The sequence below is a fragment of the Rummeliibacillus sp. BSL5 genome, assembly GCF_052928305.1.
Map to the genome: position 1 here is coordinate 71173 of NZ_JAVGCV010000002.1, position 24571 is coordinate 95743.

General features: G+C 38.3%; 22 protein-coding genes. 19 read left to right on the plus strand and 3 right to left on the minus strand.

The window, feature by feature from the left end; translation table 11 throughout:
• Positions 1-525 carry an antibiotic biosynthesis monooxygenase family protein gene (locus tag RCJ93_RS10870; protein ID WP_446739005.1) on the minus strand — a complete coding sequence of 175 codons (525 nt, stop codon included), beginning with the start codon at positions 523-525 and terminating at the stop codon, positions 1-3.
• Positions 526-865: 340 nt separating this feature from the next.
• On the opposite strand from RCJ93_RS10870, the gene hemE reads away from it, so the two are divergent.
• The 5 genes from hemE to RCJ93_RS10895 all read left to right on the plus strand — a co-directional run bounded on the left by hemE (position 866) and on the right by RCJ93_RS10895 (position 7083).
• Positions 866-1927 carry a uroporphyrinogen decarboxylase gene (gene hemE, locus RCJ93_RS10875; protein WP_446739006.1) on the plus strand — a complete coding sequence of 354 codons (1062 nt, stop codon included), beginning with the start codon at positions 866-868 and terminating at the stop codon, positions 1925-1927.
• A gap of 83 nt (positions 1928-2010) precedes the next feature.
• A complete protein-coding gene (gene hemH / locus RCJ93_RS10880; protein WP_251647566.1) occupies positions 2011-2943 on the plus strand; it encodes a ferrochelatase in 933 nt (310 codons plus the stop codon).
• 74 nt (positions 2944-3017) lie between these two features.
• On the plus strand, positions 3018-3524 hold the full coding sequence (locus RCJ93_RS10885; RefSeq protein ID WP_446739007.1) for a FixH family protein: 507 nt from the start codon (positions 3018-3020) through the stop codon (positions 3522-3524).
• A gap of 113 nt (positions 3525-3637) precedes the next feature.
• Positions 3638-4207 (plus strand): TetR/AcrR family transcriptional regulator, encoded by a 570-nt coding sequence (locus tag RCJ93_RS10890; protein ID WP_147196261.1) that lies wholly within the window; start codon positions 3638-3640, stop codon positions 4205-4207.
• Positions 4208-4272: 65 nt separating this feature from the next.
• Positions 4273-7083 carry a YhgE/Pip family protein gene (locus RCJ93_RS10895; protein WP_446739008.1) on the plus strand — a complete coding sequence of 937 codons (2811 nt, stop codon included), beginning with the start codon at positions 4273-4275 and terminating at the stop codon, positions 7081-7083.
• 180 nt (positions 7084-7263) lie between these two features.
• Here the strand turns inward: RCJ93_RS10895 and yhfH are convergent, their stop codons facing one another.
• A complete protein-coding gene (yhfH, locus tag RCJ93_RS10900) occupies positions 7264-7389 on the minus strand; it encodes a protein YhfH (protein WP_084246941.1) in 126 nt (41 codons plus the stop codon).
• A 139-nt stretch (positions 7390-7528) separates the two neighbouring features.
• On the opposite strand from yhfH, the gene RCJ93_RS10905 reads away from it, so the two are divergent.
• The 6 genes from RCJ93_RS10905 to RCJ93_RS10930 all read left to right on the plus strand — a co-directional run bounded on the left by RCJ93_RS10905 (position 7529) and on the right by RCJ93_RS10930 (position 14772).
• A complete protein-coding gene (locus RCJ93_RS10905; protein ID WP_150285026.1) occupies positions 7529-8521 on the plus strand; it encodes a lipoate--protein ligase in 993 nt (330 codons plus the stop codon).
• A gap of 98 nt (positions 8522-8619) precedes the next feature.
• Positions 8620-9324, plus strand: coding sequence for a response regulator transcription factor (locus RCJ93_RS10910; RefSeq protein WP_446739009.1), 705 nt, complete (start codon positions 8620-8622; stop codon positions 9322-9324).
• A gap of 2 nt (positions 9325-9326) precedes the next feature.
• Complete coding sequence (locus RCJ93_RS10915; protein ID WP_147196267.1) at positions 9327-10325, plus strand: sensor histidine kinase; 999 nt, start codon at positions 9327-9329, stop codon at positions 10323-10325.
• Between the two features lie 91 nt (positions 10326-10416).
• Positions 10417-11190 (plus strand): ABC transporter ATP-binding protein, encoded by a 774-nt coding sequence (locus RCJ93_RS10920; RefSeq protein ID WP_150285027.1) that lies wholly within the window; start codon positions 10417-10419, stop codon positions 11188-11190.
• Positions 11156-13096 carry an FtsX-like permease family protein gene (locus RCJ93_RS10925; protein ID WP_446739010.1) on the plus strand — a complete coding sequence of 647 codons (1941 nt, stop codon included), beginning with the start codon at positions 11156-11158 and terminating at the stop codon, positions 13094-13096. The genes RCJ93_RS10920 and RCJ93_RS10925 overlap by 35 nt, the downstream gene beginning before the upstream one ends.
• A 119-nt stretch (positions 13097-13215) precedes the next feature.
• On the plus strand, positions 13216-14772 hold the full coding sequence (locus RCJ93_RS10930) for a fatty acid--CoA ligase family protein (protein WP_446739011.1): 1557 nt from the start codon (positions 13216-13218) through the stop codon (positions 14770-14772).
• A gap of 56 nt (positions 14773-14828) precedes the next feature.
• On the opposite strand, the gene RCJ93_RS10935 is transcribed toward RCJ93_RS10930, so the two are convergent.
• Positions 14829-16181 carry an amino acid permease gene (locus RCJ93_RS10935; RefSeq protein WP_066789530.1) on the minus strand — a complete coding sequence of 451 codons (1353 nt, stop codon included), beginning with the start codon at positions 16179-16181 and terminating at the stop codon, positions 14829-14831.
• A gap of 181 nt (positions 16182-16362) precedes the next feature.
• Here RCJ93_RS10935 and RCJ93_RS10940 point away from each other — a divergent pair, with 181 nt between their 5' ends.
• The 8 genes from RCJ93_RS10940 (at position 16363) to RCJ93_RS10975 (ending at position 24436) form a co-directional block, all read left to right on the plus strand.
• Complete coding sequence (locus RCJ93_RS10940; protein WP_446739012.1) at positions 16363-18336, plus strand: S9 family peptidase; 1974 nt, start codon at positions 16363-16365, stop codon at positions 18334-18336.
• A gap of 218 nt (positions 18337-18554) precedes the next feature.
• On the plus strand, positions 18555-19199 hold the full coding sequence (locus RCJ93_RS10945; RefSeq protein ID WP_446739085.1) for a DedA family protein: 645 nt from the start codon (positions 18555-18557) through the stop codon (positions 19197-19199).
• Positions 19200-19485: 286 nt separating this feature from the next.
• On the plus strand, positions 19486-20718 hold the full coding sequence (locus RCJ93_RS10950; protein WP_066789523.1) for an EAL and HDOD domain-containing protein: 1233 nt from the start codon (positions 19486-19488) through the stop codon (positions 20716-20718).
• Positions 20719-20897: 179 nt separating this feature from the next.
• Positions 20898-21296: a cytochrome c551 gene (gene cccB / locus RCJ93_RS10955; protein ID WP_066789520.1), complete on the plus strand. Its 399-nt coding sequence runs from the start codon at positions 20898-20900 to the stop codon at positions 21294-21296.
• Positions 21297-21449: 153 nt separating this feature from the next.
• Complete coding sequence (hprK, locus tag RCJ93_RS10960; RefSeq protein ID WP_066789518.1) at positions 21450-22391, plus strand: HPr(Ser) kinase/phosphatase; 942 nt, start codon at positions 21450-21452, stop codon at positions 22389-22391.
• A 28-nt stretch (positions 22392-22419) separates the two neighbouring features.
• Entirely contained in the window at positions 22420-23229 is an 810-nt protein-coding gene (gene lgt / locus RCJ93_RS10965) for a prolipoprotein diacylglyceryl transferase (protein ID WP_066789516.1), read from the plus strand.
• A 36-nt stretch (positions 23230-23265) separates the two neighbouring features.
• On the plus strand, positions 23266-23925 hold the full coding sequence (gene ppaX / locus RCJ93_RS10970) for a pyrophosphatase PpaX (protein ID WP_446739013.1): 660 nt from the start codon (positions 23266-23268) through the stop codon (positions 23923-23925).
• A complete protein-coding gene (locus RCJ93_RS10975; RefSeq protein WP_392996002.1) occupies positions 23918-24436 on the plus strand; it encodes an acyltransferase in 519 nt (172 codons plus the stop codon). The genes ppaX and RCJ93_RS10975 overlap by 8 nt, the downstream gene beginning before the upstream one ends.
• Positions 24437-24571: the final 135 nt, after the last annotated feature.

Genomic DNA, 24571 nt, shown 5'->3' on the forward strand with positions numbered 1-24571 from the left:
TTATTCTTCCTCTTCTAGTTTGGTTGTGGTATATGTTTTTACGTATGGATGGCTGACAAAGATGTTACCTGTATCCACTCCATTGATATTCTTTTTGGGATGTTCGAAGGTTTCTTTGTAGGTTGGGCTTGCTTTCCAAGCTTCAAATGAATGTGGACCATTCCACACAGTCAAAGAAATATAGGCTTCATCTTGGAAAGGACGTGGTCGTAATAGTCGGTAGGAATTAAAGCCTGGCTCCTCTTTCAGTTTTTCGATTACTTTTAAGAAGTTATCTTCAAATACAAGATGGCTTTCTTCTTTTACAGGAATATAGTTTAACGCGTAGAATCCATTTTGTTCGAGTTGACCTACTTGATGGACAATCTCGTAGCTTTTAGGCGTGGCGAAGACGCTTTTCTTCTCAGATTCATGAAGCAGGACGGTTTTGTCGGCCCCATAAAGTAAGATCATATTTTCATTGCTATGCTTTTGTTGAATGCTTTCCATAAATTCCGGTGTGCCTGAAGTTAAATATACGTACATAATTTATTCCTCCTAATGAAAGTAAAAAATAAGCGCTGGAGAAAACCTTTACTTTATTATATGTATTCCCTAATAGCTTTAAGTATAAACGTTTGCTAGGTGAGTTAATAATAGAAACAGTTACTAAAGGGTATAAGTGAGAAAAGTCTGAAATGGGAGCCGAAGTTCACTAGACTATTGCTGATTGCAAGGCATTGTCAAAATAATGTCGCAAATTCCTACGTTTTTTTGACAAATTGCACGTTGAACTATACAAGTCTGAAATAAACGTCTATCATAAAATTGGATATGAATGTCGAGTCAAACTAATTTACTAATTATGAAAGGAAGATTACTTGCCATGGGAACATTTAATGATACGCTCCTGCGCGCGGCGAGAGGAGAAAGAACGGCGTATACGCCAGTTTGGTATATGAGGCAAGCGGGTCGTTCGCAGCCGGAATATCGCAAAATTAAAGAAAAGTATTCACTAGAGGAGATTACTCACCAACCGGAGCTATGCGCTTATGTAACACGTTTGCCAGTGGAAAACTATAATGTAGACGCTGCCATTTTGTATAAAGATATTGTTACACCGCTTCCTGGAATGGGAATAGACGTGAAGATTAAAGAAGGAGTCGGACCGGTTATTACCAATCCAATCAGGACTGCAAACGATGTCAGCAAGCTGCAAGAGTTCCATCCTGAAGAACATGTACCATATGTGCTTGAAACGATTAAACTTTTAACAGAAGAACAGCTGGATGTTCCTTTAATTGGCTTTGCCGGTGCACCATTTACGCTAGCAAGCTACATGATTGAAGGGGGCCCTTCTAAAAACTATGCGTTAACAAAGTCCTTTATGGTATCAGAACCAAAAGCGTGGTTTGTCTTGATGGATAAATTGGCTGATATGATTGTTACTTATCTAAAAGCTCAAATCAAAGCAGGCGCGAAAGCGTTCCAAATTTTCGACTCCTGGGTAGGCGCATTAAGCCAACAAGATTATTCCATCTTCATCAAACCTGTGATGGAAAAAATCTTTAAAGAAATGAAAGACGAAGGTGTGCCAATGATTATGTTTGGTGTTGGTGCAAGCCACCTAGCTATGGAGTGGCATGACCTTCCAGTAGATGTAGTCGGCTTAGATTGGCGTTTGCCAATTAAAGAGGCACGCCAAATGGGCATTACTAAACCGGTACAAGGTAATTTAGATCCTACATTGCTATTAGCTGACTGGTCAGTACTAGAAAATCGTACGAAGGAAATTATTGACCAAGGATTACAAGTACCTGGGCATATCTTCAACTTAGGCCACGGTGTATTCCCATCTGTAAATCCGGATGTCTTAAAGCGTTTAACAGCGTTTATTCATGAATACAGCGCACAAATAGTAAAAGCAAACGCAAGCACTGCAAAATAACGTCTAAGCATTTAAAGGGAAAGAAAACTGTTATATCCCTTTATATTTGAGCATAAGAAAAATATAAATGAGGTGTCTTAATTATGAAAAAACAAATCGGACTATTAGTAATGGCATATGGAACGCCAAATAGCGAAGAGGATTTAATTCCTTACTATACGCATATTCGTCACGGTCACCGTCCAAGCGATGAGCATATTGAAGACTTGCGTAGCCGTTATCAAGCAATCGGCGGCATCTCACCTTTAGCAGAAACAACAAGAAAACAAGGTAAAGCGTTAGAAGCACGCTTAAATGAGATCCAAGATGACGCAGAATTCAAATTGTATATCGGTCTAAAACATATTGCGCCATTCATTGAAGATGCAGTAGAACAAATGCACAATGACGGCATTACAGAAGCTGTATCAATCGTACTTGCACCGCATTTTTCATCTTTCTCTACCAAGTCTTACAACTCAAGAGCTTTAGACAAAGCTGCTGAACTTGGCAATCTAACAATTCATACGATTGACAGCTGGTATAAAGAAGAAAAATTCCTGCAATATTGGACAGAAAAAATTAATGCAGAGTTCGATGCAATGTCTGATGAAGAACGTGAAACAGCATGCTTAATCGTTTGTGCACACTCACTTCCTGAAAAAATTATCGCAATGGGTGACCCATATGCAGATCAATTGCATGAAACAGCTGAAATTCTGCAACAACGGACTGGCGTAAAGAATATGGAATTTGGATGGCAATCAGCAGGCCAAACAAAAGATCCTTGGCTTGGACCTGATGTTCAAGATTTAACTCGTGATTTATACAATAACAAAGGATACCGTTCATTTGTGTATACACCAGTTGGATTTGTAGCTGAACACTTAGAAGTGCTATATGACAATGACTATGAATGTAAAACAGTTTGCGAAGAATTAGGTGCTAACTATCATCGCCCTAAAATGCCAAACGACAACCCGTTATTCATTGACGCGTTAGCAGATGTTGTACAAAAAACATTGGCGAATGCCTAAACAACAACCTAACTCTATCTCTTAAGGGATAGAGTTTTTACTAAGAGAACACTCTTTCTAAAAGGAGATAAGAAATGAAAAAAGCTTTTATTAGTGTTGCGATCATTGCTGGTGTTCTAGCAGGATGCAATAATGCAGATACATCTAAGAATGATGATACCTCTAAAAATGCAAGCCAATCTGCTATAGAGGTGAAGGTGGATATCCAAACACCTGATCATGTAAAGGCCAAGAAAGATATAGAATTAGTGGCACACGTTACACAAGCGGATAAAGCTGTGGACGATGCAGACGAAGTGAAATTTGAAGTATGGGAATCAGGCCACCGTGATAAAAGTGAAATTTTAATGGGTGAACTCGATAAAGACGGTGTGTATAAAGCAACAACTAAATTTAGCCATGATGGTGTTTACTATATGTATGCACATACTACCGCACGCGGCCTGCATGTAATGCCAAAGAAAAAAATAACTGTAGGCAAGCCAGACCTCAGCAAAGTCAAAGAAGATAAAGATGATGGAAAAATGGATACGAATATGATGGATATGGACCATTCCAAAAAGGATGAAGACGACCATTAATAGCTGAAAAAAATAGTTGCACATTCTAAAAATATGATGTAGTATTATTGACCAGATGACTGAAAATGTTTTCTGGTCAATTTTATTTTTGATGGAAGTAGGTGAGAAACAAAATGGATCGTAAGCAAGAGATTCTAGAAGCGGCTTCCAAGTCTTTTTCACTGTTTGGGTACAAAGCGACTACAATGGAACAAGTCGCTAAATTAGCAAACGTTGGGAAAGGAACTATTTATACTTTCTTCGCCAATAAAGAAATCCTGCTTCAGGAAATTGTATTAAAAATGATACTAGAAATGAAAGCAGAAGTAGAGGTTGAAATAGATCCTACATTGCCTTTTAGAGATAATGCACACCGTGTATTGATGAAAATCCTGCAATTCCGTGAGGTGCATCAACTTTATGCGAAGCTGGTAGAGGAAGAAAAAGAACTTCGAACACCAGCGGTTAAAATTATGCTCGAACGGGTAGAAAGTGAGATAGTATCCTATATTGCTGAAAAATTTGATATTGCGATAGGAAAAAAGGAATTGCGTGAATGTGATTCTGAGCTTGTTGCATATTTGTTATACAAAGCATATATTGCATTTGTAGCCGACTGGGGTCAAACACATGAAAAAGAGTTAACCGAAGACCAAATCGCTTCATTGTTTCAAAACACTATTTTTCGTGGGCTTTTGCCCTAATTCTTTTTGAATAAAATTGACCAATTGAACAATTGGGTCAGTTGGTATTAAGGAGGACTAAAAGCGTGATTAAAGCAGAATGGAGTGCAATTTTTCATTCTAAAAAGGTTTTAGTTGCTATCATCGCCATTTTATTTGTTCCTATTATTTACGCGGGTACATATTTATGGGCGTATTGGGATCCATACTCACACTTGGATGAACTCCCAGTAGCTATTGTAAATGATGATACTGGAGCAAAATTGGATGGCAAAAAGCAAAACCTAGGGAATGACCTTGTCGAAAGGTTAATCGACAGCAATAAATTTAAGTTTAAGGAAGTCTCCGATTCAGCCGGAAAAGATGGTTTGAAGAATCGCGATTATTATTTAGAAATTCTTATTCCAAAAGATTTCACTAAAAATGCAGGTTCTTTATTAGAAGATGATCCCGAACAAATGAAGATCATATACCGGCCAAATGAAGGGTATAACTTCTTGGGAAGCCAAATCGGGAATTCAGCAATCGAATTGGTTCGTAAAGAAGTCAATAAACAAGTATCAGCAACTTATGCAAAAACATTATTTGCTAATATAAAGAAAATGGGCAATGGATTTGGCGATGCAGCCGATGGTGCTGGCAAACTAGCAACAGGTGCCGGCAAGCTGGATAAAGGCGCAAATCAGCTCAATGAAGGTGTTCAATCTGCAAAAGAAGGCTCCACAAAACTGAATAACGGAGCACAATCAGCCAAAAATGGCGCCTATGACTTAAAAAATGGCGTGGATTCAGCAGCGAACGGTGCGAATAAGCTAAATGATGGTGCCAGCTCAGCAGCCACTGGTGCAAAGGATTTAGAAAATGGTATTAACTCAGCAGCCGATGGTGCGAATAAATTAAATGATGGTGCTAATTCGGCAACCACAGGTGCAAAGGATTTAGAAAATGGTATTAACTCAGCAGCAGACGGTGCGAATAAGGTAAATGACGGTGCCCAATCCGCTATCAATGGCTCGAAAGAATTGCAGAATGGTATCAACTCAGCTAAGAGTGGTTCCACTCAATTGCAGACAGGTTCATCTGACTTGAAAAAAGGAACAGAGAGCCTCGTTTCAGGATTAGAAGGCAATACAGCTAATATTAAAGCTTTAAATGATGGAGCACAAAAAGTAAATAATGGCGTTGCAACATTAAGTGGGGGCTTATCAGAACTAGTGCCTGGAGCTGCTAATGTTTCTAACGGTGTAACAAAACTGGTGAATCTTATTGGTGAATTTCCTAATCAAATCCAGTCATTAAAAACAGGTGTTGCAGATATAAATGGCAAAGCAACCAACCTGACAGCTAATAGCTCATCTTTATCTGCCAATACGAAAAAGTTAATTGAACAAATTAATAATATGGATATTCCCGCAGAGCAAAAACAAGCATTGCTACAGACGGCTAATGCTGTAGATAAAGATGCGTCAACTGTGAATACAGGAGCTGGAAAACTAAGTGAAGTTACTTCACAAGTAAACCAAAGTATAAGCAGCATTAATGCACCAAGTACGGGAGACGACTTATCTAAACTAAAACAAGGCGCAGCAGATGTAGCGAAAGGTTTAGATCAAATGAATCAATCCGTCTCAAATGAACTTGCCCCAGGAACAAAAGATTTGGCAGACGGCACAAGCCAGCTTGCAGACAAATGGAACAGTTCAATTGAGGGTGCGAAAAAATTAGATGCAGGTGCTGGTCAGTTAAACACAGGTATTTCTTCGCTTGATAATGGATTAGGCCAATTGCAAACAGGTTCAGGTAAATTAACTTCAGGCCTTGGTACACTAAGCAATGGCACAAACTCACTTGCAAATGGTATGGGTAAACTACAAAATGGTTCTACTCAATTAACGACAGGATTAGGTACATTAAGCAATGGTACCAAATCATTAGTTGGCGGTATTGGTCAATTGCAAGCAGGTTCAGGTCAATTATCAACAGGATTAGGTACATTAAGTAACGGTACCAAATCATTAGTTGGCGGCATGGGTCAATTGCAAACAGGTTCAGGCCAGCTGGCAACAGGTTTAGATACATTAAGCAACGGTACCAAATCATTAGTCAGCGGATCAGCACAGCTATCTGACGGTTCTAGCCAGCTTGCATCAGGTGCAGGCGAATTGCAAGACGGTGCGGGTAAACTGCAAGGTAAACTAGCAGATGCCCATGACCAAGCTTCTAAAATTAAAGCAAATCAAAAAACATATGATATGGTCGGTGAACCGGTCGAAGTAGAGAAACAAGAAGTAAATAAAGTACCAACCTATGGTACAGGTTTTGCTCCATTTATGCTTTCTCTCGGCTTATTCGTTGGAGCCCTCATGCTGTCGATTATTTATCCATTTGTAGACGCAGCAATCAGACCGAAAAACGGCTTTTCTTGGTTCTTAAGTAAAGTATCCGTTTTAGCTGTTGTTGGATTGGTTCAATCGACACTTGTTGTCATTATCGCTTTATTTTTCCTAAAAATAGAGGTAGTCAATGTACCAGCGTTTATATTCATGACTGTTTTGGCAAGCTACACATTCTTAGCACTAATTCAAATGCTTGTTTCCATCCTAGATAATCCAGGCCGTTTTATTGCGATCATTATCTTAGTATTGCAATTAACAACAAGTGCGGGTACATTCCCATTAGAATTAGTGTCAAAACCATTACAAGTATTTAATAAATTCTTACCGATGACGTATTCAATCCAAGGGTTTAGAGCAGCCATCTCCACAGGCGATATGAGCTTCTTTGCCTTTAATGCAGTTGTATTAATTTCCTGCATGGTTGTATTCTTAATCATTACTTGCGGCTATTTCATTTTGCGTTACAAAAAACGTTTCTCAAGAGAAGCAGCAGCTGAATAATTAAAAAGAAAAGACCAGAGAATTGTATTCTCTGGTCTTTTCTATGTATCTAATAGAAAAAGGATTGTGAATGAGATTCACAATCCTTTTTCTGCGATTTTGTTGTAAGCAAATGTTGTAAGCAAATTACTTATAGGTTCATTCTCTAAGGAATGAGCACAAGAGCAAGTAATATGGATGTTATAAGGTATTGCAATGTTCACAAGTGTTTGCATAGCACTCACTTTGTTCATCGATTTTTTCGCCACATTCTACACAGTGTTTATCAGGTAAGTTTTTGAAAAATTCTACAACGTTTTCTAACATTGAATTCTCCTCCTTAACATATCTGTTATATTACTGCTTTGTTATAATGTATTGTATTATAACAGGTGGAGAAATGTCAATACAAAAACCCAAATATATTGTAAAATAAACGTAGTATTGTAACTGAGGAGTGTATTCAATGTATTTTATAGATAATAAAGGAATCACAGATCCACGTATTAATTTGGCTATTGAAGAATATGCACTGAAAACGTTAAATGTGGAAAACGAATCTTATTTGCTTTTTTATATAAATCAACCATCTATCATTATTGGAAGAAATCAAAACACAATTGAAGAAATTAATACAGATTACGTGGAAGAGCAGAATATTATTGTTGTGAGACGCTTATCAGGCGGCGGCGCAGTCTATCATGACCTGGGCAATTTAAATTACAGCTTTATCACAAAAGATGATGGCGAATCGTTCCAAAACTTTAAGAAATTTACGCAGCCTGTTGTGGATGCAATGAAAAACCTAGGTATCCAATCGGAGCTGTCTGGCCGCAATGATATCCTTGCTGAAGGACGCAAAATTTCAGGAAACGCTATGTTTTCTACAAAAGGCCGCCTATTTAGCCATGGTACCCTTTTGTTTGATACAAATATTGATGAAGTCGTAAATGCATTAAAAGTGAGAAAAGAAAAAATTGAATCAAAAGGAATCAAATCTGTCCGTTCTCGTGTAGCCAATATTGTGGACTTTATGGACAAACCAATCACAGTTGAAGAGTTCCGAATGGAAATCCTAAAATCGATATTTGGCGGAGAAGAAAATATTCAATACTATGAATTCACCGATGAAGATTGGGCAAACATTCATAAACTATCAGAGGAGCGATATCAACAGTGGGATTGGAACTATGGCCAATCACCGAAATTCAATGTTCAACGCTCTAGTAAATTTCCATCTGGTTTTATTGACTTGCGCTTAGAAGTCAACAAAGGCTTGATGGAGGATGTGCATATCTTTGGCGATTTCTTCGGCGTAGGGGAAATGAAAGATATCGAAGAAGCTTTAAAAGGGAAAAGATACAGCTTAGATGCAATAGGAGAAGCTCTTGAAGGAATCGACATTCCGACTTATTTTGGCGGTGTATCGAAAGAGGAATTCCTAAAGCTTATATACTAAACGAGCAAAAAAGTTGTTTCTGTACAGGCAGTCACACTAATCGGCTGTCTGTATAGGAATCCAATAGAAACGAACACTTATTGAAAGGGGGGAGTTTAATGGCTACACATCGGATCCTTATTGTAGAAGATGATTTAAAAATAGCATCTCTGTTGGCGGAAACGCTCAGAAGGTATCATTATGATGTAAAGGCAGTAGAATCCTTTGAAAACATTTTGGAAGAGTTTCAAATGTTCAGCCCTCATATTGTCCTGTTAGATATCAATTTGCCTTCATATGACGGTTATTATTGGTGTCGCCAGTTAAGACAAGTGACGACATGCCCCATTATATTTATTTCGGCTCGCTCAGGCGAAATGGATCAAATCTTTGCATTGGAGAATGGCGGAGATGATTTTATAACAAAGCCATTTAATTACGAAATTGTTCTAGCTAAGATTAAAAGCCATTTAAGAAGAACATACGGGGAATATGCGGCATCCCAAAAAGAAAGAGTCATTAATCTGGGGCAATTTCAGCTTTATATAGAAAGAATGGAGCTCCACAGCAAGAACGAAATTATACCTCTGCAGAAAAAAGAATGTGTCATTCTGGAATTATTGATGGGCTCAACTCCAAAAGTCGTGACGCGTGAACAGCTTTTAGAAGAGCTATGGGATGATCAATCATTTGTAGATGAAAATACGCTTAATGTGAATATGGCTCGCGTACGAAAAAAACTCTCCGATTACTCCATCCAATCTTCTATCGAAACAGTTCGGGGCGCTGGTTATCGATTTGTATTATGTGAAGAGGAACAATAACAATGGATTCTATCAAATTATTTATAAAGGATCATATTGGTTTTTTAATCTTTAATCTGCTCCTAGTTTTATTTATTCTTTTGCTCTATTGGCTAGATGGCTTTAGAAATACAGATACAGCCATATATACAGTAATCATCTCAATCATTTTGACTATTACTTTCCTATTCACACGCTATGTTATGAGACAGTCCTTCTATGGGAAAATACTGCAAAAACCTTTAAAGATGGAAGAGGCTTTACAGAAAAATGCTAAAATGCCGGAAAATATAGCCACTGAAAAGTATATACATGAGCTATACCGGTTATATGAATTAGAAGCTCAAGCCCTATACGCTCATCAAAAAAGGCAAATGCAGTTTATGAATCAATGGGTACATCAAATGAAAACGCCCATCAGCGTTTTGGAGCTGTTGCTGCAAGATGAAACTGAACTGGACCGAGAAAGTGTTCGAGAAGAAGTCGAGAGATTAAGGCGAGGTTTAGAAACCGTTTTGATGAATGCGCGTCTAGATACTTTTGAAGAGGATATGAAAATTGAACAGGTAGCATTATTACCATTGGTCAGCTCGGTTATTAATGAAAACAAACGTTTATTTATTAAAAATCAGGTATATCCTCAAATTAAAGTGGACGAAGATTGTATAGTAGCGACAGATGCAAAATGGTTTAAGTTTATCGTTGGGCAATTCATTACCAATGCGGTGAAATATACGTTTGAAAAAGGAAAAAAAGTATATATTTCATCCTCCCATGACCATGGACACGTCATACTTACCATTAAAGATGAAGGCATTGGAATCCCGCCTTCTGATTTAAAACGTGTAACCAAAGCCTTTTTCACAGGAGAGAATGGCCGGAAAACAGCCGAATCGACCGGTATGGGACTATATTTGGCAAAAGAAGTATGTGAGAAACTTGGCCATCATATGGAGATTGATTCAGCAGTCGGGGAAGGTACAACAGTGCGCATTTCTTTTAAGTGTCACTTCCACGAATGAATTTGACTAGACCTACAAAAATTCTGTTTCCCTAGCTTTGTCTACCCGTTAAAGAAAGCCTTCTAGAAAATGATAAAAGCGAGGAATTCATATGGCATTATTGAATATACAAGACGTGACAAAAGTATATGAAGGAAAAGTAACGCACCGTGCAATCAATCAGTTAAGCTTTGAAGTTGAAAAAGGCGAATTCTTGGCTGTTATGGGTCCATCAGGAAGCGGAAAAACCACATTGCTTAATATGATTTCAACTATAGATACGCAAACATCCGGCGACATCGTAATAAACGGGATTAAACCCTCTGAACTTAAGAAGAATGATCTGGCTTACTTTCGAAGAAGGCAGCTAGGTTTTGTTTTTCAAGACTTCAATCTTTTACAAATGCTAACGGTTGAGGAAAATATGGTATTGCCTTTGTCACTCGATGACCAAGATCCTTCCATGATGCAGGAAAGGGTACAGCTGGTTGCCAAACAATTGGGCATATTGGATATTCTGCAAAAAAGGCCAAATGAGATATCAGGTGGTCAAGCTCAACGGACAGCAATCGGACGGGCCATTATCCATCAGCCATCCCTTCTGTTGGCTGATGAGCCTACAGGGAATCTGGATTCCAAGGCTTCAGGAGATGTGCTGCAATTGCTTGGCCGTATTAATCAGGAGGAAAATACAACCATCGTAATGGTAACGCATGACCCGATTGCAGCAAGCTATTGTGACCGTGTACTTTTTATAAAGGATGGCGAGTATTTTAACGAAATTTATAAAGACAACCATCGTCAAACCTTCTTCCAGGCGATTTTAAATGTGTTGAGCTTATTAGGAGGGCATGTCGGTGACTTTTCGACAATTCGCATTCCGTAATGTAATAAGAAATCGTCGAGTCTATGCAGCTTTCTTTCTCTCAAGTGTTGCCTCTGTTATGGTTTTCTTTATTTATTCAATGCTGATGTTCCATCCCAAACTCGAAAATGAATTTCTGCAGGAAATTGCTTTTCAAGGGATGGTCATAGCAGAAGTAATTCTTGTTTTATTTATGTTGTTCTTTTTGCTGTACTCGATGAGAGCCTTTTTGGAGGCACGCCTAACGGAATTTGGCTTACTGCTTCAGTTAGGAATGGAAAAGAGAAAGCTAAATAAACTGATTTTATTTGAGACAATGATTATCGGTATGGCAGCAATCATTGTGGGCATTCTTTTTGGCTATGCATTTGCAAAATTTTTCTTTATGATTGTTCGAGAGATTTTGCAGATTGATAGCCTTCCGTTATATTTTTCTTGGAAACCATTTGCGCTGACCATTAGTATTTTTACAAGCCTATTTGTCATCATTTCTTTTATTAGCGTAATGTTTATAAAGGATGTTCATTTAGTCAGCTTGTTGAGAGGTTATTGGCGGAATGAGCAGTTATCCAAGTTTTCCGTTTGGAGAGGGCTTCTTGGTATGCTGTTGCTGTTGGCTGCCTATATAATGGCGAGCCAAATACAAAAACAGTATCTAGTCATCTTTACAATATTGACTCCGCCTTTTGCTGTGCTGGGAACGTATTGGTTTTTTACAGACTCCGTACCTTTTTTATTATCACGCTTACGGGCACATAAGAAATGGTACTGGAAGAAGTACCATATTATATCGCTTGCAAAGATATCTGCCATCATGAGGGAAAATGCAAGAATGTTTTTTATCACATGTATGGTATCGACATTAGCCTTTTTAGCTGTTGGAACGCTAAGCTCTATGTCTACATTTACGCATCAATATCATCAGCTCAACCCGTTAGGCCTTGTCTACTCTAGTAAATATGGAAATCCGTATGAACGAGAGCATATCTCAGGGTTGATTAATGAATTAGAGGAGAAGGGGCTAAGCTATCACCTGAATAAATTTGATATCAAACGTCAAACTTCCTCCTATACAAAAAGGTCTGTCAAGATTATGAAGCAGTCGGATATCAATCGATTGGCCATTGTTTTTGGCTATCCAGTCGTCAATTTAAGACCTGGTGAGGCGATGTTTTTGCCGTATTCACTCGATTCTATTAATGAGTTAAAGACGAAAAAAGTAAATACGGTCCTTGAGGAAAATAACGTTTCGCTTTCCATTGATAAGGTCTACCCGAAGGTACTATTTTCGCCGACTGAATTAGGTACGAATGTGATTATCGTTAATGACATTGACTTTCACATGATTATAGATCCTATCCAAGGAGCAGAAACAAGACAATCAACAACCCATATCTTTGTATTCTATGTGCCACAGTGGACTGAGACGAAAGATATTGGAACAGATTTAGATGTGATGGTTTCGAATGCATACATGGCCAATCAGCAAAATCAGCTACCTTTTTACTTTGAAAATCCGGGTTTAGACTATTCATTTTTCCGTTCTACTTTTGCGTTATTGTTATTTATCGGCCTGTTGGCATCAACCGTCTTCTTCCTTGCTTCTGGCAGCTTTATATACTTCAAGTTATATACAGGTCTTGAAGAAGACAAAAAACAATTCGATACACTCCGTCGAATGGGCGTAACACATAAAGAACTAAGAAAAATTGTCGATAGCCAATTAATTACGCAATTCTTCTTACCATGGGGATTGGCAATGCTCCATAGCACATTTGCCTTTATGGCGTTGCAAGTATTCTGGAAAGGCATAGCAGATCTCTCTATCATAAAAGAAACGATCATCGTGTTAGCTGGGATTACCGCTATCCAGATTTGTTACTTCTATTTGATTCGCTGGCGTTACCTTGCACATATAAGAGCTTAATCAAAAACAATAGACACTAGAAATAGCTGTCTATTGTTTTATTATTCTGATTTCTATATAATAGAGGAGAGTAAAAATGAATGACTATTCATTTTATTCTAACAAAAAGGGGTGGGAATATGAATTTAGTGTCAGAGATTTATAACACATCTTTAAAGCAAGCCGACAAGATTGCGTATCATTTTGGGGGAAAAGATACGACATATGGGGAGTTTGAAGAGTCCGTCGCTAAGCTTGCTACTGCATTAAAGGATTTAGGGGTAGAAAAAGGGGATCATGTGGTTTTCTTATTAGGAAATACACCACATTTTATTATCTCTTTATATGCCACGATGCGTATTGGAGCCACAGCCATTCCAGTGAATCCATTGTATTCGCCAGATGAGATTACATATATTGTTCGAAATGGAGATGCGAAAGCGATCATCGCGTTAGATGCATTGCTTCCGATCGTAGAGGCTGGCTTAAAGGCTTTCCCAGAAGTAGAAACATATATTGTCTGTGAAACAAATGAAAATACAATTGAAAAACTGAAAGCATTACCGCCAAATATAAAAGAAAGAGTCCATTCTTTTGGACAAATTATGAAAGAATCTTTACCTTCTATAAAGCCGATGGGGATTGATAGCGATGACACGGCTGTTATTTTATACACGTCGGGTACAACAGGTCGCCCAAAAGGTGCGATGCTGACACATGGTAATCTTTACTCTAATGCCCGGGACATTGCAGACTATTTAACCTTCACTGCGGAAGACCGCGTGATTACTACATTACCTGTATTTCATGTTTTTGCGCTTTCTGTTGTAGTGAATGCACCATTACTAACATCAGCCGAGTTGATCATAACACCTACTTTCAGTCCAAAAGAAATCTTCCGTATTGGACGAGAATTCAAGCCGACTATTTTCGCAGGTGTTCCAACTATGTACAACTTCCTTTATCAATATCCAGAAGGAAACCCAGAGGATTTAAAATCGTTGCGACTCGCAATCTCCGGGGGTTCTTCTATGCCGGTCGCGCTGCTTCATAACTTCGAAGAGAAATTCAATGTTCGTGTTTCTGAAGGATACGGATTATCTGAAGCTTCACCAGTTACTTGCTTTAACCCACTAGATCGGGAACGCAAGGCAGGTTCTATTGGTACGAATATCGTAAATGTTGAAAATAAAGTGTTCAATGAGTTAGGAGAAGAAGTGCCGGTCGGAGAAGTCGGAGAGCTTGTTGTAAAAGGACCGAATGTAATGAAAGGGTATTATAAAATGCCAGAGGAAACAGCTGTGGCCATTCGTGATGGTTGGCTGTATACCGGAGATTTGGCGCGAATGGATGAAGAAGGATATTTCTATATTGTCGATCGTAAAAAAGATATGATTATTGTCGGTGGCTATAACGTCTATCCGAGGGAAGTTGAAGAAGTATTCTATGGCCATCCTGGCGTTCTTGAAGCAGCGGTAGTGGGCATTCCAGACCCTAACTTAGGAGAAGAAGTATTAGCATATGTTGTATTGAAGGACACTTCTATTACGGAAGATGAATTGCATACCTATTGCAAAGAGCATCTAGCAAAATACAAATGTCCAAAAGAAATTATTCTATTAGAAGAGCTACCAAAAAATACAACAGGTAAAATACTGCGTAGAAATTTAAAAAGCCAAGCATTGTCCCGTGCATAAAGAATACAAAAAGATGGTTTGGGGTTGTCTCCCAAAACCATCTTTTTGTATGTCTCTTATGCTTTTTTGTATTTTACGAGATATAAAACGACTAAGAAAATGATCCAAATCGGACCAACTATAAGTGCCACACGAGTATCAGGGAACACAGCCATTAAGCATACGACTAACACTAAAAATGCAATAGCAAGGTATGAGCTGAATGGATATAAAAACGCTTTATAGCTCAATTTAGAAACTTGAGTTTGGGATAAAGATTTACGGAATTTCATTTGACTAATCAATATGACAATCCATGTCCATACAGCGCCAAACGTAGAGATACTTGTCACCCAGACGAAAACTTTTTCTGCTACCACATAGTTTAGAGCAACACCAATCAGCAAAACGAATGCTGAAGCGATGATCGCAACCGACGGAACACCGCCTTTGCTTACCTTCTTAAATAGGGCAGGTGCCTGTTTTTGTTCAGCTAGATTGAACAACATACGGCCTGTACTAAAAATACCACTATTACAACTAGATAGAGCAGCTGTCAAAACCACAAAATTGATAATCCCTGCTGCATAGCGTAATCCTATTTGATCGAACATCAATACAAATGGGCTATTATTGGTATCTATCTCGTTCCATGGATAAATCGACATGATAACAGTTAACGCACCAATATAGAATAGCAAAATTCGCCATAAAACGGTGTCAATCGCTTTAGGAATCACTTTTTTAGGATTTTTAGCTTCTCCTGCAGTAACGCCAATCATTTCCACACCTAAGAATGCAAACATGACGATTGGGAGCGAATAGAATATTCCTTTTACACCGTGAGGCATAAAACCGCCGTGACTCCAGAGATTGCTAATGCCGACTGCAATTCCGCCATTGCCAATTCCAAATAGGATAACACCTAGGCCCAATACAATCATCGCGACAATAGCAAATATTTTAATGAAGGCAAACCAAAATTCAAATTCGCCAAATGCACTAACGGCAATTAAATTAATGATTGTCATGAGAATTAAAGCTGCTAGCGCCCAGACCCATTTCGGAGAATCAGGGAACCACAATTGCATATAAATGCCGACTGCTGTGATTTCTGCCATACAAGTGGCAATCCATAAAAACCAATAGTTCCAGCCAGTAATAAATCCTGCCATTGGTCCAAGATAATCCTGGGCATAACGACTAAAGGAACCGGCGACTGGATTTTCGACAGCCATTTCACCAAGTGCTCGCATGATGATAAAAATTACAATCCCTCCGAGAGCATAGGCGATTAAAATAGAGGGACCAGCTAACTGAATAGCGCCTGCTGAACCTAGAAATAATCCAACTCCAATAGCAGCGCCAAGCGACATCAAGGTGATATGTCGGGACTCCAACCCACGTTGAAGATGTGGTTTTTTGCTCATAAGTAAAACTCCTTCAATCCTTAAAATAATATTTACTCTAGCATCATACCATATTAGGTACTAGATAAAAAAGAATAATCTGAATTCTGTTACTATATAAGTAAAAAAGCAATAAAAACATTTCCTTAGTATTACGAAATAAGTTATAGTATAAATAATCTGAAAATAGGGAGTGTTAAATATGAAAAAAACGATTCAAACGCATGACTTGTTTCAATTGACTTCAGTAGGGGCACCTGTTTTATCACCTAGTGGGAAAGAAGCTGTGGCGATACAAACAAAGATGGATAAAGAAAAGAATAAGTATTTTTCGTATTTAATCCATATCGATTTGGAAACCAACGATGTAGTGCAATGGACATTCGGAGAAGAGCGTATTTCATCTGTTAAATGGTCAAATGATGGACGTTCCATCGCTTTCTTGTCGACAAGAAAAGAAAAAAATCAGTTATTTGTGTTATCTGTTGGTGGTGGAGAAGCAAAGCAATTGACTGAGTTCGACAAGGGTGTCGACTCATTTCTTTGGGCCCCGTCTAATGAAGAAATTTGGTTTTCTGCACGTGTAGAAGACGGAAAAGAATTTACTGATAAAAAGGAAGAGAAAAAAGAGGAATTACCCGAAGCTTATGTAGTAGACGGAATGAAATATAAGCTCAACGGCGTAGGATTACTTCCGCAAAAAACACATAGCCAAATTGGGCAAATTAATATTCATAGTAAGACAATCAACCGATTATTTACTGATACATATGATTATAGCTTGCAAGATATTTCTCATGATGGGTCGAGCTTAATTGTTTCAGTGAATCGCGTAGAGAACACAGATAATGATTGGCGTTCACCTGTTATTTTGATCGATCTAAAGACCAAAGAAGAGGAAATCATAGTTGAAGAGGAAGGATATTACGGATCTGCTACCTTTTCATTTGATGATCGGTATATTGCCTATCAAGGCAGTGATTTTGCATACAAAAATGCAGCTCAGGGCAACCTCTTTATATATGATAGGGAAAGCAAGCATTCTTGGAATTTAACACAAGCGCTTGATTTGCCAGTAGGAGACTTATCAGTTGGCGATGTGCAGCAAAATACAGAGCAAAAAACAGTAGTGTGGACTGAGCATAATGACTTGTACTTCGTCTTATCCACATTTGGAGATGTAAGACTGTATTATGCCACTCTAGAAGGAGCGATTTATCCTGCAAGCCCTGAAGATGAGCATATCTATGGATTTGATGTTTCAAGAGACGGAAAAACCGCTATTTTAGCTGTAAGCAACCCTGTGTTTCCTGGAGAGCTTTTCAAGTATGACATTGTACTGGGGAAAAGAGAACAAATCACACATTATAATGATGCATGGCTTGAAGAAACAACGCTTGTACAACCGGAAAAAATAAGCTATGAGGGTGATGAAGGTTGGACTGTGAATGGCTGGATTATGAAGCCTGCTACTTTTAAAGAAGGCGAGAAATATCCACTCATTGTCGAAGTTCATGGTGGACCGCACACTATGTATGCCAATACATTCTTCCATGAGCTGCAATTGTTAGCTGCACAAGGCTATGGTGTTTTATATGTGAATCCACGAGGTAGCCATAGTTATGGTCAACAGTTCGTTGATGGGTGTCGCAATCATTATGGTGAAGGGGATTATGAAGATATAATGGCAGGACTTGACCATGTCCTGGCTGACTATAATTGGATTGATACGAGCAGATTAGGCGTGACAGGTGGCAGTTACGGCGGCTTTATGACCAATTGGATTGTCGGTCATACAAATCGTTTTAAGGCAGCAGTCACACAACGTTCTATTTCAAACTGGGTAAGCTTCTTTGGCGTTTCAGATATCGGCTACTATTTCACTGAATGGCAGATAGGTGCTGACATGACGGATGTAGAAAAACTTTGGCACCACTCACCATTAAAATACAGTCAAAACATCGAGACACCACTCTTGATATTGCACGGGGAAGAGGATGATCGCTGTCCGATTGAGCAAGCAGAACAGCTATACATTACTTTAAAGTCGATGGGCAAAACAACACAATTTGTCCGTTTCCCAAAAGCTGAACACAACTTATCACGCACAGGATTGCCTAATTTAAGAATTCAAAGACTAGAGCAAATCTTAGATTGGTTTAAGAAGTATTTATAAGAGGGTGTAATTCAAGTATTTCAATATAAGCCCGACCTGGAGCAGAACAAATTGAATGAGTAGAAGTTAGGCAGTTCGTTTATGTTAATGAAATTTTTCCGAAACCTTCTATTGAAGCAATCGTTTGTATTGTATATATAAACTTCTAAACAGTGACATCATTTCGAGAAAAATGTATGATGGTTAAGATGATACTATAGAATGAGAGTGAAAGAATGATTGATCTAATAGTAGGGTTATTTAATTTTATTATGCATATTGACGAACATTTAAAAAGTATAGTCAGCCAATATCCAAAGTGGGTATATGGGATACTATTTTTAATCGTATTCGTGGAGACTGGTGTTGTTATTATGCCATTCTTGCCGGGCGATTCATTACTATTTGCGGCTGGAGCCATGGCGGCAATTGGTGGTTTAAACCTATGGACTGTTCTTGGCATATTCTTTGTAGCAGCCGTATTGGGCGATTCATTGAACTATGAAATCGGTAAGAAAGTGGGTGGAGCTATTTCAAACCACCGCTTTTTTGGTCGATTTATAAAAAAAGAAAATTTGGATCAAGCGCATGCCTTCTTTGAAAAACATGGCGGTAAAACCGTTATGATTGCTCGGTTTATGCCATTAATTCGTACGTTTATTCCATTTGTGGCAGGAGCCAGCAAAATGCGTTATCCATACTTTATTATGTACAACGTGGCAGGTGCATTGCTATGGGTACTAATCGCAGTCTTTTGTGGTTACTTCTTTGGAAATATCAAAATTGTGAAAGATAACTTTTCTGTTTTCATTTTAGGAATCGTGTTTGTTTCAATTCTGCCAGCCATTATTGGTTTGATCGCTCCGAAGTTTAAAAAAAAATAAAAGTATAAGAAAGCATTCCTTGTAAAAGATAAATATTTATAAGGGATGCTTTTTGTCGGTTAAAAAGGTTTTTATAACTTTTTACAGATATTATTGAAATAAATGTTATAATATTGAATAAAAGTGAAACTTCGCTCAAACGAAATTCTACCGAGTGTTAGTTGACTAATCGGGCTTTAAAGGCAGTGGGTTCTCACCATTATTTTATCAATTTATTTACATATAGGTGGGAGCAAAACCAAATTAAAAAGAGATAAAAAGTAGCGTAAAGCGGAGGGGCGTCAAAATGGAAGTCTTTATTGGTAGGCAGCCTATATTTAATGGCTTTGATCAAGTTCAGTCATATGAATTGTTATATAGAAGCGGGAGTGAGAGTAATAGATTCCCTTCCATTGATGCTGATTTAGCAACAGTAGATGTGATTGTTAATTCGCTCTTCTCTATTGGGATGGATGTTCTGTCGAATGGGAAGCCTTGTTTTATCAACTTTACAGAAAATTTATTGATGAGCGATATTTTTGACCACTTAAATCCTGTGCAGTTTGTTATTGAAATACTGGAGGATATCCCTATAACGAAGTCTCTAATCCGTCGTTTAAAAGAATTAAAAGCAAAGGGCTACCGAATAGCACTTGATGATTTTGTTTTGCATGATTTCTCTGCGACCTACGAAGAATTATTTACATATATAGATATCATTAAGGTAGACTTCCTGAATACTAAAAAGGAGGACCGGCAAAAAATTGAAATGCTGGTCAAACGAAAGTTTCCACATATCACGCTTTTGGCAGAGAAGGTAGAAACAAGAGAAGAATATGAAAAAGCATTGAAAAAAGGATACAAACTGTTTCAAGGCTACTACTTCATGCAACCGCAAATCATAAAAGGACAAGATGTGCCTGCTAATTTATTGCATTATTATCAGGTAATAGCTTTATTACGAGCGGAAGAGCCTGATATCAATCAAATTAGCGAGAATATTGAGCATGACATTGCATTATCATATAAACTTCTACAGTTAATTAATTCCTCCGCTAAACGCACAAAATCCAAAATCAGATCGATCAAACAAGCGATACTGCTTCTTGGTCTAGACGATTTGAAAAGATGGGTGTATATCTTAATTTATCGTGAATCACAAAAGTTTAATACAGGTGGCACATTTGATGAATTGATGAAAACCTCTCTAGTACGTGCTAAAACGTGTGAGTTATTAGCGAAACATACTAGAAAAAAGAATATGTCTGAGTATTTCTTGATAGGTATGTTTTCGTTAATAGATGCCATACTACAAAGGCCTATCCATACAATCCTTCAGCATATGCCTTTAACAGACGAAGTGGCAGAGACAATCTGCGGTGGGGATACGGATATGCAGCCGTTTCTTCAGCTAGCCATCGCTATAGAGAGAATGCATTTAGAGCAAGTCAGCGTATTAGCTGACGATTTAGAGATCCCGTATGATTCCATTGTTTCTATTTCGAAAGCTTCTGCCAAGTGGGTTAATACTATTTGCTAAAAAATGAACTATTATTGTTTAAAAAGAAAAAATACGGGTATAAATAAAGGGCTATTATTTTATAGTTCTAATTGCATGAAAGCGTCACAATTAAATAATATCACCATGTTTAATTTGTGAATGTCTTTGGTATACTTACTGTGTAAGCGTACTAATCCCAATCCCTAGGAGGTATGATGATGAAAAAAGCTTTATTAGCAATGTTGTTCGGTTCAGCGCTTGTACTAGGTGCATGTGGTGGCGGAAATGATAGCGATAAAGACAAATCCGCTACTGATACTACAACAACTGAAAACAATAAGACGGATAATACCGCAGACAACAATAAGACTGACGAGTCTACTTCTAACTCAACAGCAAAAGTTGATGCAGAAGCGGTTACACAACAAAAATGTATCTCATGCCACGGCAATGAATTACAAGGTGCAGTCGGTCCTGACCTAAGAAAAATTGGTTCACAGCTATCTGAAGATCAAATCAAAGATGTCTTGAAAAACGGTAAAGGCAACATGCCAGCTGGTCTAGTAGAAGGCGATGAACTAGATGCTGTTGCAAAATGGCTATCTGAGAAAAAATAATGATTTAAACTAGCTTTCATCTAAGGGAGCTAGTTTTTTTGTTGTTTGCGAATAAATACTATACATAAACTAAGCAAAGTTGCATGATATGTTCTTCTATATACTTATGTTAGAATGTTGATAGCATAGAGATTTGAAAAGGTGGTCAGAAAGATGGCATTAGACCAAGTGAGTACAAAGGACATTATTGAAGCATTACATCTGACGTTAATTAGCGGTGAAGAAGGAATCGGCCGCCATATTTTAACAAGTGATATATCGCGTCCAGGCCTAGAAATGGCGGGATATTTTACACATTATCCAGCAGAACGCGTACAGCTATTAGGGAAAACGGAGCTGTCTTTCTATGAGTTGTTGTCAGAGGAAATACAAATTGATCGAATGAACAAGCTTTGTTCAAAAGAGACACCAGCAATCATTGTTTCACATGATATGGAAGTGCCAAAGGCTCTTGTTGAAGCCTCTAAAAAACATCAAGTCCCAGTATTAACAACAAAACTGCCAACAACCCGTTTTTCGAGCCAGTTGACCAATTATTTAGAAAGTCGTTTAGCACCTTCGACAGCTATGCATGGCGTACTGGTCGACATTTACGGCATTGGCGTACTGCTTACCGGGAAAAGTGGTGTGGGCAAAAGTGAAACAGCGCTAGAATTAATAAAAAAAGGGCATCGTCTTGTTGCGGATGACTGTGTAGAAATTCGCCAAGAAGGAGAAAGCTTAATTGGAAGTGCCCCTCCGTTAATCAATCATTTATTAGAAATTCGTGGGCTAGGTATTATCGATATTATGACGTTATTTGGGGCGAGCGCTGTTCGCAAACATAAGCGAATTTCTCTTGTTGTCGATTTAGAAATTTGGGATTCTGACAAAACCTACGATCGGCTAGGTCTTGAAACAGAAACTCTGAAAATTATTGATACAGAATTGCCTAAGCTAACAATCCCTGTAAGGCCGGGAAGAAATTTATCTGATATTATTGAAGTAGCTGCTATGAATCACCGCCTGAAAACGCTAGGCGTTAACGCAGCAGAAGAATTCTCTAAAAGATTAAATCGAGTGATTGAAGAGAAAGATGAATCAGGATTAAAGTAAAGAAGCTAGAGCGGAAGGAGCAACAAATGTGTTTGATTCAATTTTATTAGCCATAGATCCTGTGGCACTTAAGCTCGGACCTATTTCGGTCAGATGGTATGGAGTCATTATTGCAACAGGTATTGTAATAGCCTATATCGTAGGGCAACGCGAAATGCGCAAAAGAGGGTTTAATGAAGATTTTCTAACCGATTTACTAATATGGGCAGTGCCCATCTCTATAATTTGCGCGAGAATTTACTATGTCATTTTTGAATGGCCATATTATGCTTCACATCCAGATCAAATTATACAAATTTGGCATGGAGGCATAGCCATCCATGGAGCATTAATCGGTGCATTCATAACGGCGATTATTTTCACACGTAAACGAGGCGTTAGCTTCTGGAAGGTAGCTGATATATTGGCCCCTTCACTTATTATCGGTCAAATCGTTGGCCGTTGGGGAAACTTTATGAACCAAGAGGCATATGGCGGTGTTGTGAGCCGTTCATTCTTAGAGAGTTTGCATTTGCCAAATTGGTTAATTGAACAAATGAATGTAAATGGTTTCTATCATCATCCTACATTTTTATACGAATCGTTATGGAATCTAGTAGGATTGGTTCTATTATTATTGCTTCGTAAAGTGAACTTACGTCGTGGGGAAATATTCCTTACATATATAATGTGGTATTCGTTTGGGCGTTTCTTTATCGAAGGAATGCGTACAGACAGTTTGTTAATCGGTAATTTGCGAATGGCCCAAATTGTATCGCTAATTGGTTTAATCGTAGGAGCCATCCTAATTATTTACCGCAGGGTAACAATAAAAAAACCCGTGCGCTATAAGGATTAGAAGAAGTTATTGGACAGGAAAAGGGGTATGTAAAAAATGACAGATACAAAATTTAAAGGATTGCTTTTTGACTTTGATGGGACATTATTAGACACGAATGAACTGATAATCCAAACTTTTTTATATGTGTTAGATGCGGAATTTCCCGGGAAATTTACAAGAGACGACATGCTTCCTTTTATCGGCCCGACATTAATCGAGTCATTCTCATCCATAGATGCTGAAAAGGCTGAAGATTGGATATTGAAATACCGCGTTTGGAACGAAGAACATCATGATGAGCTAGCAAAGGAATTTGATGGTATAAAAGAAACGTTGGAATTGCTTTATGAGAAAGGAATTCGCCTAGCAATTGTCTCAACGAAAAGAAGAGAGCCATTATTAAAGGGTCTTCGTTTGCTAGGTGTTGAGCATTTGTTTGAGGTAATTGTCAGCATAGATGAAGTAACACATGCCAAGCCAGATCCCGAGCCAATCTTATTAGCCCTAAACAAAATGAACCTTAATAAAGATGAAGTAATAATGATTGGAGACAACTCCCATGATATTGAAGGTGGGAAAAATGCGGGTGTCAAAACGGCAGGTGTTGCCTGGTCTGCAAAAGGAGAAGAATTCTTGATGGGCTTCAATCCTGATTATATGCTACACCACATCACTGACTTATTAGCCATAATAGAGGAGCCTGTGCATGCGTAGAACAGAGAGGTACCCTGTTACAGGGTCCACCTCTCTTTGGCAAATCTATAAGACCGTTTCTTTTTGGAAAGTCGCCAAATGCTTTATCGTGATTGAAATCGCTCGCTATACCCCTTTCCTTTCTATGAAAAATTGGTTGTATCGGACTTTCTTGAAAATGGAAGTCGGAGAAAAAACCTCTTTTGCATTGAAAGTCACACCAGACACAATGTTTCCTGAACGGATAAAGGTGGGCAGCGATACAATTATTGGCTTTAATACAACCATCCTCGCTCACGAGTATTTAGTTAATGAGTATCGCTTAGGCGACGTTATCATTGGGGATCGTGTTATGATTGGTGCCAACACGACTATTCTGCCAGGAGTTGAAATTGGCGACGATGCGATTGTCTCAGCTATGACACTTGTAAACAAAGATGTGCCAGCAGGTGCATTTGTTGGTGGCAATCCAATGAGGATTATTTATCCAAAGGAAAACAAAGCCTCTGATGGACCAGATACCACTAAATAGAGATCTGAGGGAGGAAAATCAACGAGACAACACAATGTATCGCTGATGGGAGCTCATCTTAACTTCTCGCCAAGTAGATGAGGGAAGATTTTTTACGTATGAAATGAACAAATATATGATATAATGGTGGATACT

Bases quoted from the DNA above. Each gene is read 5' to 3' on its own strand.
- RCJ93_RS10870 (WP_446739005.1), bottom strand. From the start codon at position 525: ATGTACGTATATTTAACTTCAGGCACACCGGAATTTATGGAAAGCATT.
- hemE (WP_446739006.1), top strand. From the start codon at position 866: ATGGGAACATTTAATGATACGCTCCTGCGCGCGGCGAGAGGAGAAAGA.
- hemH (WP_251647566.1), top strand. From the start codon at position 2,011: ATGAAAAAACAAATCGGACTATTAGTAATGGCATATGGAACGCCAAAT.
- RCJ93_RS10885 (WP_446739007.1), top strand. From the start codon at position 3,018: ATGAAAAAAGCTTTTATTAGTGTTGCGATCATTGCTGGTGTTCTAGCA.
- RCJ93_RS10890 (WP_147196261.1), top strand. From the start codon at position 3,638: ATGGATCGTAAGCAAGAGATTCTAGAAGCGGCTTCCAAGTCTTTTTCA.
- yhfH (WP_084246941.1), bottom strand. From the start codon at position 7,389: ATGTTAGAAAACGTTGTAGAATTTTTCAAAAACTTACCTGATAAACAC.
- RCJ93_RS10905 (WP_150285026.1), top strand. From the start codon at position 7,529: ATGTATTTTATAGATAATAAAGGAATCACAGATCCACGTATTAATTTG.
- RCJ93_RS10910 (WP_446739009.1), top strand. From the start codon at position 8,620: ATGGCTACACATCGGATCCTTATTGTAGAAGATGATTTAAAAATAGCA.
- RCJ93_RS10915 (WP_147196267.1), top strand. From the start codon at position 9,327: ATGGATTCTATCAAATTATTTATAAAGGATCATATTGGTTTTTTAATC.
- RCJ93_RS10920 (WP_150285027.1), top strand. From the start codon at position 10,417: ATGGCATTATTGAATATACAAGACGTGACAAAAGTATATGAAGGAAAA.
- RCJ93_RS10925 (WP_446739010.1), top strand. From the start codon at position 11,156: ATGTCGGTGACTTTTCGACAATTCGCATTCCGTAATGTAATAAGAAAT.
- RCJ93_RS10930 (WP_446739011.1), top strand. From the start codon at position 13,216: ATGAATTTAGTGTCAGAGATTTATAACACATCTTTAAAGCAAGCCGAC.
- RCJ93_RS10935 (WP_066789530.1), bottom strand. From the start codon at position 16,181: ATGAGCAAAAAACCACATCTTCAACGTGGGTTGGAGTCCCGACATATC.
- RCJ93_RS10940 (WP_446739012.1), top strand. From the start codon at position 16,363: ATGAAAAAAACGATTCAAACGCATGACTTGTTTCAATTGACTTCAGTA.
- RCJ93_RS10950 (WP_066789523.1), top strand. From the start codon at position 19,486: ATGGAAGTCTTTATTGGTAGGCAGCCTATATTTAATGGCTTTGATCAA.
- cccB (WP_066789520.1), top strand. From the start codon at position 20,898: ATGAAAAAAGCTTTATTAGCAATGTTGTTCGGTTCAGCGCTTGTACTA.
- hprK (WP_066789518.1), top strand. From the start codon at position 21,450: ATGGCATTAGACCAAGTGAGTACAAAGGACATTATTGAAGCATTACAT.
- ppaX (WP_446739013.1), top strand. From the start codon at position 23,266: ATGACAGATACAAAATTTAAAGGATTGCTTTTTGACTTTGATGGGACA.
- RCJ93_RS10975 (WP_392996002.1), top strand. From the start codon at position 23,918: ATGCGTAGAACAGAGAGGTACCCTGTTACAGGGTCCACCTCTCTTTGG.